Annotated in this window: 6 protein-coding genes; all 6 read right to left on the reverse strand. The window is 63.3% G+C overall.

The window, feature by feature from the left end:
* Positions 1-81 precede the first annotated feature (81 nt).
* Positions 82-963, reverse strand: coding sequence for a sugar ABC transporter permease (locus tag PF446_RS04825; protein ID WP_298070115.1), 882 nt, complete (start codon positions 961-963; stop codon positions 82-84).
* Entirely contained in the window at positions 960-2,258 is a 1,299-nt protein-coding gene (locus PF446_RS04830) for a sugar ABC transporter substrate-binding protein (protein ID WP_298070116.1), read from the reverse strand. The genes PF446_RS04825 and PF446_RS04830 overlap by 4 nt, the downstream gene beginning before the upstream one ends.
* Before the next feature lie 8 nt (positions 2,259-2,266).
* On the reverse strand, positions 2,267-3,625 hold the full coding sequence (locus PF446_RS04835) for a glucoamylase family protein (protein ID WP_298070117.1): 1,359 nt from the start codon (positions 3,623-3,625) through the stop codon (positions 2,267-2,269).
* Positions 3,626-3,849: 224 nt separating this feature from the next.
* Positions 3,850-5,361, reverse strand: coding sequence for a tryptophan halogenase family protein (locus PF446_RS04840; RefSeq protein ID WP_298070118.1), 1,512 nt, complete (start codon positions 5,359-5,361; stop codon positions 3,850-3,852).
* Between the two features lie 151 nt (positions 5,362-5,512).
* The gene (locus tag PF446_RS04845) at positions 5,513-8,623 is read right to left on the reverse strand and encodes a TonB-dependent receptor (protein ID WP_298070119.1); all 3,111 of its coding nucleotides are present in this window, start codon (positions 8,621-8,623) and stop codon (positions 5,513-5,515) included.
* Positions 8,624-8,734: 111 nt separating this feature from the next.
* The coding region (locus PF446_RS04850; RefSeq protein ID WP_298070120.1) for a substrate-binding domain-containing protein at positions 8,735-9,402 on the reverse strand (668 nt) is incomplete at its 5' end.

Here is a 9,402-nt window from a genome sequence, read left to right on the forward strand (position 1 = left end):
CAGGAGACGGTACAAAGAGTTCTATCCGCTTCTCGTCAACCCTTCACGCTGCCCAGCAGCAGGCCCTGGTCATGCGCGGACTCATGCGTGCCCCCGGCGTCGAGTGAACAGCAGAAGCACGCTGGTGACCACGAATATCAGCACGAACAGCATGAATGCAACCGCCGAGGCCATGCCAAGGTTCCACCACTTGAAGCCGGCCTGGGACATCAGGTCGAGCACACTGATCGTGCTTTGCAGCGGTCCGCCCTCGGTGATCACATAGGGCTCGGCGAACAGCTGGAAATACCCCGACAGGGTGAGGATGCTGACCATCAGCAGAGTGGGGCCGAGCATGGGCAGGGTGATATGCCGGAACGTGCGAACAGACGATGCGCCGTCGATGCGCGCTGCTTCGTACAGCTCCGGCGGGATCGCCTGCAGGCCGGCCAGGAACAGGATCATGTTGTAGCCGAAGTTCTTCCACACCGCGAAGGCGATGATCGTGGGCATCGCCCAGTGCGGGTTGCCCAGCCAGTCGACCGGGTGCAGGCCCAGATGCACCAGCAGATCATTGACCAGTCCATAGCGGGTGTTGAACAAGTATTGCCAGACCACCGCCACCGCGACCAGCGTGGTCACCACCGGCGCGAATAGTGCGGTACGGAAGAACCCCTTGAAGCGTGTCCGCTGCGCATTGAGCAGCAACGCCGCACCCAGCGAGACAGCCATCGACAGCGGTACCCCGACCAGCACGAAATACAACGTGTTGCCCAGCGCCGACCAGAACAGCGGCCGTTGCAGCAGATGCAGATAATTACCGAAGCCGACGAAGCGCAGGTTGTGGATGTTGGCCAGCGCGTACGGGTCGAAATCAGTCAGGCTGAGCACGAAGCCTCCCAGCACCGGAAGCGCGAAGAACACCAGCAGCACGATCATCGCCGGTGCCAGGAACATCCATGCGGCTGTGCTGCGCATTTTCATGGCGGGCCGGTCTCGGCAGAATGGCCGTGCGCGAGCACCCAGCGGCGTTTGGCCAGGATATCGTTGCTGCGTTGGTCAAGCAGCTTCGCGGCCTGGTCCACAGTCAGTTCGCCGTGGCCCAGGCGTTCACCGACCAGGGCCAGCTGGGCGGCAATGCGTTCCCATTCGGGCACCTTGGGGACCGGTCGCGCGCGTTCGAGCTGAATGCGGAAGGCGCGCGCGTGGGGGTCGTTGGCCAGGGTCGAATGGTCCCAGGCCGAACGTCGCGGCGGCATGTCGCCAAGCAATCGGTAGAACCGGCGTTCCACGTCCGGTTGCGACAGGTACTCGGTCAGCAGCCATGCGGCCTGCTTGTGGCGCGAGGCACGAAAGATCACCAACGAGGATCCGCCTGCCAGTGACGCCCCGGGGCCATGCGGTCCGGGCAGCGGCGCGGTCGCCCAGTCATGCTTGAGCCGTGCCGGCATGCGGTTCCTGAATTCCTCGATGTTCCAGGGGCCGGAGACGTAGAACACAAAGTAGCCCTGGGCGAACGCGGCCCACGGGTTGGAGATCTCGGTGTTGGTTACTTTCGGGGCCCAGCCGTTGCGGAAGAAACTTGCATAGAAGCGCAGCGCGTGCTTGAAACCGGGTGACTCGAAATTGCCGTAGCGGCCACCGTCGCGCAGCATGGGCTGCGATTCCTGCAAGCCGAACGATTCCAGTTGCTCGAACTCGTTCAGTGGCAGCAGCGTGGCGAAGCGCGAGGGGCCCACGCGCGCCTTGATGGCCGCCATCTGCCGCGCCCACTCGGCCCAACTCGCAGGCGGATGATCGAAACCGGCCTGGGCCAGCAGGTCCTTGCGGTAGAACAGCAGGCGCGTGTCGACGTACCACGGCACGCCGTACAGGGTGCCGTTTACGATGTTGGTATCCCAGATCCCGGGGAAATAATCCTCTGGATCCACTGTGCGGGAGGAGCGCACGCGCGGCCCCAGGGGCTGCAGCGCGCCGAGCTCGGCCAGCTCCGGAATCCAGGTGTTGCCCAGCTGGCACACGTCCGGCAGGGTGTCGCCGGCAAACGCGGTCAGCAGTTTCTGGTGCGCAACCTTCCAGGGCAGGATCTGCACGACGACGTGGATATCCGGATGCTCGTGTTCGAACGCCGGCATCAACTGCTGGACAGCCTCGCCCTCGCGCCCCATGGCCCAGAAGGTCAGTTTCCGGCCGGGAGACTGCGACGAACTGCACGAACCGAGCAGCAGCAACACCGCCAGTGCGGTCAGTTGCAGGCAAGGGTGGCGGCCGGAGCGCATGCTGGTCCTCAGTGTGCTGCGCTGCCCGTGCAGCTCGACTTGCCGCTGCACAGCCATCCGCCCTCGAAGCCCGCGCGCAAAAGCCCCTTGCGGATGTGCCGATTGCGGCGCATCACGCGCCACACCAGTCCGCTGCGGTAGTTCTCGATCATCAGCAGGATCGGTCCCTGGTCGATGCCCAGGTACTCATCATCAACCCAGCCGACCTTCGGGTCCAGGTGCCCGCTTCTCAGCTTCAGGGTTTTCAGCGAAAAGGTCGGATTGAAGGCGTCGACGAATCCGTAGGTGCCATAGATGGCCGAGCCGTATCGCTGCTTCATCGTGCGCATCGCCTGCAACACCCGTTTCGGCGCAAACGGCATCGAGCCCAGGGCCGCGGTCGGTGCCAGGGTGCCGTCATCGAAGGTGCTGCCCGACAGTCCCGCGCCGCGTGCCGAATAGCCGCGGAAGTGTATCGGGGCGCCGTCGTGGATTGCAGTCACGTTGCCCGGGCCATTGCAGGCAGTCAGGCCCCAGACGTTCTTGCCATAGCCCTTGAAATCATGTGGATTGGCGATGGCATAGGCCTGCTGCGCCAGCACTGCGCGGTGGCTGTTCTGGAAATAGTCCAGATCGTGTGCGCGGCTCCAGGCGTCTCGGATGCCGCGAAAGTCGATCCATGCCTGGCTGTACTGGTGCCCGAACATCGGTCCGAAGGCCAGATAGGTCTGGCCGCGGTATGTCCCCCAGCTGTGGCCGTAAGTGCTTGTCCAGGCCTGCCAGGCGTCTGGTTGCACCGGATGCGTGGGCGAGCCCAGTGCCAGCACGTAGATGATCATGCCCTCGTCATACCCGGTCCAGTCGTGGGGAATGAACTTCCCGCCGGGCGTCCAGCCCATGCTGATGGCCGGTGGACGCGCCTGTGACCAGGTCCAGTCGACGCGATCGTAGATGGTCTCGGCCAATTTGCGGATCTCGCGTTCGGCCGGTGTGTCACGGTCAAAGAAGCTCTGGCAGAACAGCACCCCGCCGAGCAGCAGCGACGTGTCCACCGTCGAGACCTCGACCCACCGTCCATAGCGCAGCCCGGTCCGCATATCGAGGAAGTGATAGAAGAAGCCGTGGTAACCGCTGTCTCCGTCCTCGCTGGGACCCTGCGGCGCGTGGGCGAAGAAGCGCAGCGTCTTCAGTACCCGCTGGACGGCCTGCGCGCGCGTGATGTATCCGCGCTCGACGCCGATACCGTAACCGGTCAGCGCGAATCCGACCGCGGCGATGCTCGAGAACGGCGTGCCGCGCGCAGGCACGTGGTCCGGTTCCAGTCCATTGGCGGGATTGGCGTTTTTCCAGAAGAACTCGAAGGTGCGATGCTCGACGTCGTCGAGCATCGCTCGCGTATGCGCGGAAATCTGCGGATGCGGCTTGGGTGCAGTTGCCGTGCGGGCCGCGCACGGCAACCCGGAAAATAGAACGACGAGGGCGACGAGAACTGTCGCGGCCACCGATCGGGTCAAAGGTACCTTCATCATCAACATCGGGTCCTGTGCGTGCGGGTGGATTAAAGCCGGGTCGACCCGGGCATCGGGATACTGCGCAGTCACCGGTCCACTGGTCAGCCCTTCATGGACTGCAGCCGATCGAGGAACACCTGGTGCGCGGGCATCGCGTCCACGCAGCTGTCGATCACCCTGGCGGTATCGGCGACAAAGGCGCGCAGCTCCTTGTCGGGGACCTGGTCGACCAGCGGGTGGTATCCGCGTGGCTCGATGCCCTGCCCGATCATCACCTGCACCCAGCTGACCTCGGCGAACATCTCTTCGGCCTGGCGGAAGAAACGGCCGCTGTCGCGGAAAAGCTCGAGGGTGTCCTGGAGCACACCGGGAATCGACATCGTGCGGCACTGGTTCCAGAAATCGCTGTCTTCACGCGTGGTGAGCTTGTAGTGCAGGATCAGGAAGTCGCGGATGCGCTCGAACTCGAACTGCGCCTGGGCGTTGTAGCGGTCGATCAGCACCTCGCTGAACCCCTCGCGCGGGAACAGGTTCAGCAGCCGCGCGATACCCGACTGGATCAGGAAGATCGAGGTCGATTCCAGCGGCTCCATGAACCCGCTGGAAAGGCCCAGCGCGACCACGTTCTTGTTCCAGAACTTGCGCCGCATGCCGGTGACGAAGTGCAACTGCCGTGGTTCGCCAAGCGCCGGTCCGTCGAGGTTGGCCAGTAGTGTTGCGGCAGCCTCGTCATCGCTGATGTGCGCGCTGGAATACACGTAACCGTTTCCGATCCGGTGTTGCAACGGGATCCGCCATTGCCAGCCGGCCGTCTGCGCCGTGGCACGGGTGTACGGCGGAGGTGGCCCGGCGTTTTCGCATCCCACGGTCAGTGCACGGTCGCAAGGCAGCCAGTGGGTGAAATCGATGAAGCCGGTCTCGAGCGTCTGCTCGATCAGCAGGCCGCGAAAGCCCGAGCAGTCGATGAACAGCTCGCCCTCCAGGACCTCGCCGTTCTCCAGCGTCACCGATTCGACGAAGCCGGTTTCCGGGTGCTGGCGTACCTTGCAGACCTTGCCCTCGATGCGCTTGACGCCGCGCGCCTCGGCATAGCCACGCAGGTAGCGTGCGTAACCGCTGGCATCAAAATGATAGGCATACGGGATGTCGGCCAGTGGCGAATGCGCCGGCGCATCCTGGGCCGAGGTCATGAACTTGCCGCGCGGGGCCGCCGCCGTGTTGATGGAGTAGGCCGCCAGGTCCCTGGCGAACCCGTGCTGACTGGCCTTGATCCAGTATTGGTGGAACGGCAGCAGGCCGAGGCTGTGGCCAATGTGGCCGAAGCCATGGATGTAGCTGTCGCCCAGATGTCCCCAGTCGTTGAACTGGATGCCCAGCTTGAAGGTGCCCCTGGTCTGCCGGATGAACTCGATGTCGCTGATCCCGAGCAGGTCATTGAACAGCTTCAGGTGAGGCACTGTGGCCTCGCCGACGCCGACCGTGCCGATCGCCTCCGATTCCACCAGGCGTACCTTCACCTGGGTTCCCAGCACCCGGGCGAAGGCCGCTGCGGCCATCCAGCCCGCGGTGCCTCCGCCGACAATGACGATATTCTTGATATGCGGATCGTTCATGCAGGGGTAACCATCAACCAAATGCGGGTACACAGAAAGCGTTCCTGCCGCACGCTGAAACGTCAGCGTTGCTGGAACCATTGCACGCACCCACCTTTAATGGAAAGCGGGACGGACCCTGCATGAGGGCCCGTCCCGCTTGTGGGGACGATCAGAACTTCGCGCCGATTTCGAACTTGATGGTGCGCGGCGCGTACTGGATGTTGCCGTTCGTGTTGTAGACCAGCGACTCGGCCCCCGGTCCGCCCGACGTGTTGAGGGACGTATCCACATAGTTGTGGAAGTTGAACGCATTGATCAGGTCGAACCGTCCGTACATGGTCACGCCATAGCCGACCGTGAAGTTCTTGGTCGCCTGGAAGTCCACGTCGCGGTACCCCCACATCTTGCCGCCGATCAGGAACCGTCCTTCGCCCGGTGGCCGGGCCGCATACGAGTGGCACCAACTGCCGTTGGAGAAGCTGTGGCTGCCGAAGAAGCAGGAGATGCCGTTGACTGGCGTGGGCGTGGCCAGCGTGACCTTGAGACCCATGACGATGTCCCAGGGTCCGCTGAAGCTTCCCGTGGCCACGATCCGGTGTCGGGGCGCGGCGTTGGAGGTGATGAACGGATACTGGTGGATGGTCGCGTAGTCTAACGAGTAATGCTCGTTGACGTTACGGTTCTGCTTCGCGCTGGTGAACGTGTAGGCCACCGTGGCGCCCCAGCCTGATTCGCGTGTGTAGGGCTTCTCGGCCGAGGCGAGAATCTCGTTGTTGTGCATCTGGATGCCGTTCATGCCCAGGATCAGGCTGCCGAAGCCCGGCACGCCATCCCCCCAAGGCTGGCTGTGGTTCTGGAAGAAAGCACCGTTCGGATAACGGTTGCCGAGGATGAACGCGAAACCGTCATGGTAGGTGATGTGGGTGAACGTGATATCGGTTTGCCATGCGCCGATCTTGTTCGACATGCCGAAGCTGGCCTGGTCCGAATACGGGATCTTCAGGTTGTTGTTGAGCAGGTCGACTTCGCCGCCATTGCCGGCCTGCACCAGCGATTGCAGGTTGGGCAGGCCATTGAGGTACTTCGGATCCCAGGCATAGCAGGGCGTGCCATTGGTGACGTTGCAGGTGCCGGTGTTCGGGTTCTGGAAGTACACACTGAACTGCGGCAGGGCGGCCTTGGTGACCTCCAGTTGCATGTAGTTGTAGAGGTTGCGGTCATAGGACCGGCCCCAGCCGCCGTGGAACACATGCTGCTCATCGTTGAACAGGTCATAGGAGAAGCCCAGGCGCGGCTGCCATTCGTTTTTCTTCGGCGAGCGCTGGTGGCCATTGCTGATGTAGTCGTTGACGTTGATGCCGCCCCGGGCCAGGGCCTGAGCGTAGGTCTCGCCCGCGTACGGCGTGCCCGCCGCGTACGGATCGGGGCCCTGCAGTGCCGCGACCACGTTGCTTGGCGTGACGAAGTTGTTGTAGGCCAGGTTGTCCTCGTAGTCCCAGCGCACGCCCAGGTTCAGGGTCAGCTTGTCGGTGACGTCCCAGTCGTCCTGCAGGTAGGCCCCGTACTGCTTGTCCTTGGTCGTGACCACCGGCGAGAGGCTGCCAAGGCCGGTTACGCCCTTGGTGAAGAAGGCCTCGTACGGAGTGGCGGCCGTACCCCCCGTGGTGACGTTGTAATAGAACTGCGGGTTGGCGTTGGCGGCGTCGGCGGCCTTCAGGGTCAGGTCGCGAAAGGTCACGCCCATCTTGATGACATGGTTGCCGTGCCATTCCAGGTCGTTGAAGGTCAGGTCGTCCTTGATCGTCGGTCCCTTCTGGCCCTTGTTCTGCGCCGCCAGCGGGGACGCCGGTCCGGTGTCGATGATGGTGGCGTTGTTGGCCGGGCCGTAGGTGTAGATGGCCGCGTTGCCGAAGTTGACCGGCGACGGATTGAAAAATGTGTACTGGTGGGCCAGGATCAGCTCGTTGAACCACATGTCGGAGCTGTGATCCCACCGGATGGAATAGCGCTTGTCGGTGACCAGCTGATCGATTGCCGCGGAGGCTGCAGTGGTGTTTCCGATGCCGCTGGTGGTGTGTTCCTTGCGCACCCGCGCGGTCAATTCGAAGCGGTCGCGATCAGTGGGCTCCCAGTCGATCTTGCCGAAGTAGAGGTTTTCCATGAACGGCAGATTGGATGGGCCGAACTGGGACCGCGCATCCGCGGGCAGGTACTGCACCGCGTCGGCGACATTGCCGTTGGGCGTGACTGCAGTCGGCGTGTTGAAGCGCTTGCCCTCGTAGGTGAAGAAGAAGTGCATCTTGTCCTTGATGATCGGACCGCCCAGGGAAAAGCCGTATTCCTTCTCCTGCGACGGAGTCTTCTTGTTCTTGAAGTTCTCGGAGGGTGTGCGCGCACGATAGTTGTCGTTGGTATAGCGACCGAAGACCTCGCCGTGGAATTTGTTGGTGCCCGACTTGGTCAGCGAAGTCACCGTCGCGCTGGTGACCTGGGCATACTCGGCCTTGTAGTTGGAGGTGATGACCTTGTATTCGCCGATCGCCAGTTGCGGGAACGGGTTGCCCTGGCTGGCGTTCTGCCCGGCCATGCCGCCGCCCATCACGTAGCTCTTCTGGCTGATGCCGTCGATATAGACGTTCACGCCATTGGAACTCTGAGCGCCGCCCTGCAGCGAAGTATTGCCGTTTGATCCCACCTTGAACTGCATGCCGGGCACGATGTCGGCGAATTCAAGAAAATTGCGCGAGATCTGCGGGATGGTCTGGATCTGGTGCTGCGAGATGGTGCCGCCGACCTGCGAGGTCTTGACCTCGGCCAGGTTCTGGGCGGTGACATGGACCGCGCCCAGGGAGGTGGCGTTGGCCGTGCTCGGGGTGGACGATGCAGCCTTGAAATTGAATGTCGAAGTCGACGCCACGGTCAGCGTCACCGTGTGTTCGGTGCCTGTGCCGGCATCGATCTGGTAGGTGCCGGGGGGCAGCCCGACCAGGGCGTAATGGCCATCCGCGTTGATCTGGGCATGTCGCGTAACACCGGTGGCGACGTTGAACGCGGTGACCGTGGCCTTGGGCGGGCCGTCGCCACGCAGGGTGGCGTTGGCGCTCTGTGCCCACGATACCGTGGGCACGGCGGCCGTCGCCATCACGGATGCGGTGATCAGGCTGGCGAGCAGGCGTTTCTTGATGCGCAGGGATGCCCTGGATATTCGCTGGCCGGATACAACACCTGGTGTGCCGGATACCGCCACAGGGCGGGTGCGCATGCTGGATTGACGTTTCATGTTGTTGTCTCCCTCACCTTGAGTCGGATCGGTCGTTGTTGAGTGGGTGGATCGCCCTACCCTTGGGGGTCCTGCGGATAGGGTTCGGTAGTGCCGTCTTGCATGGATGTGTCATTGCTCCCTGGCGACCGGCTCGGATAGCGAGCCACCACAGGACGCCCTGACCACCAGTTCGGAGGCCATCAGATCTTCCCCTTGCGTTGGCGCATCGGGGTTTTCGATCACGTGCAGCAGCCGGGTCAGGGCGCGTTCGCCCAGATCGGAGATGTGGACCCGTACCGTGGTGAGTGCCGGAGTCACGTAACGGGCCATGGGGATGTCGTCGAAGCCGGCCAGGGCGATATCCTGCGGAACGCGCATCCCGGCTTCGTGCAATGCGGACAGGCAGCCGATGGCCATCATGTCGTTGGCGGCGAACACGGCGTCGGGGCGGATGTCCAGGCGCAGCAGTTGCTGCCCTGCCTGGTGCCCGGACAGGTCGGTGAACTCGCCGGGCAGGATCTCGATCGGCGCACCCGGCAGTAGTTCGGCCATGGCCTCGCGGAAGCCCTGCAGGCGCTGCTGGGCCTCGAAGTTGCTCTCCGGGCCGGTAATGAATGTGATACGGCGGTGCCCCAATGCAGCCAGGTGCGCGACCATCACCCGGGCCCCCATGCGGTTGTCCACGTTGATCACGGTCGGCAGGGACGTGGCATTGGGGGTGTTGATCAGGATCGTGGGCAATGCCGCAGGCAGGTTGTCGGCCAGGAAGCCGGCGTCGGCGTAGGGCGACATCACCA

This window comes from Oleiagrimonas sp. (assembly GCF_027858935.1).
Taxonomy (GTDB): Bacteria; Pseudomonadota; Gammaproteobacteria; order Xanthomonadales; family Rhodanobacteraceae; genus Oleiagrimonas.

Bases quoted from the DNA above. Each gene is read 5' to 3' on its own strand.
- PF446_RS04825 (WP_298070115.1), bottom strand. From the start codon at position 963: ATGAAAATGCGCAGCACAGCCGCATGGATGTTCCTGGCACCGGCGATG.
- PF446_RS04830 (WP_298070116.1), bottom strand. From the start codon at position 2,258: ATGCGCTCCGGCCGCCACCCTTGCCTGCAACTGACCGCACTGGCGGTG.
- PF446_RS04835 (WP_298070117.1), bottom strand. From the start codon at position 3,625: ATGCTCGACGACGTCGAGCATCGCACCTTCGAGTTCTTCTGGAAAAAC.
- PF446_RS04840 (WP_298070118.1), bottom strand. From the start codon at position 5,361: ATGAACGATCCGCATATCAAGAATATCGTCATTGTCGGCGGAGGCACC.
- PF446_RS04845 (WP_298070119.1), bottom strand. From the start codon at position 8,623: ATGAAACGTCAATCCAGCATGCGCACCCGCCCTGTGGCGGTATCCGGC.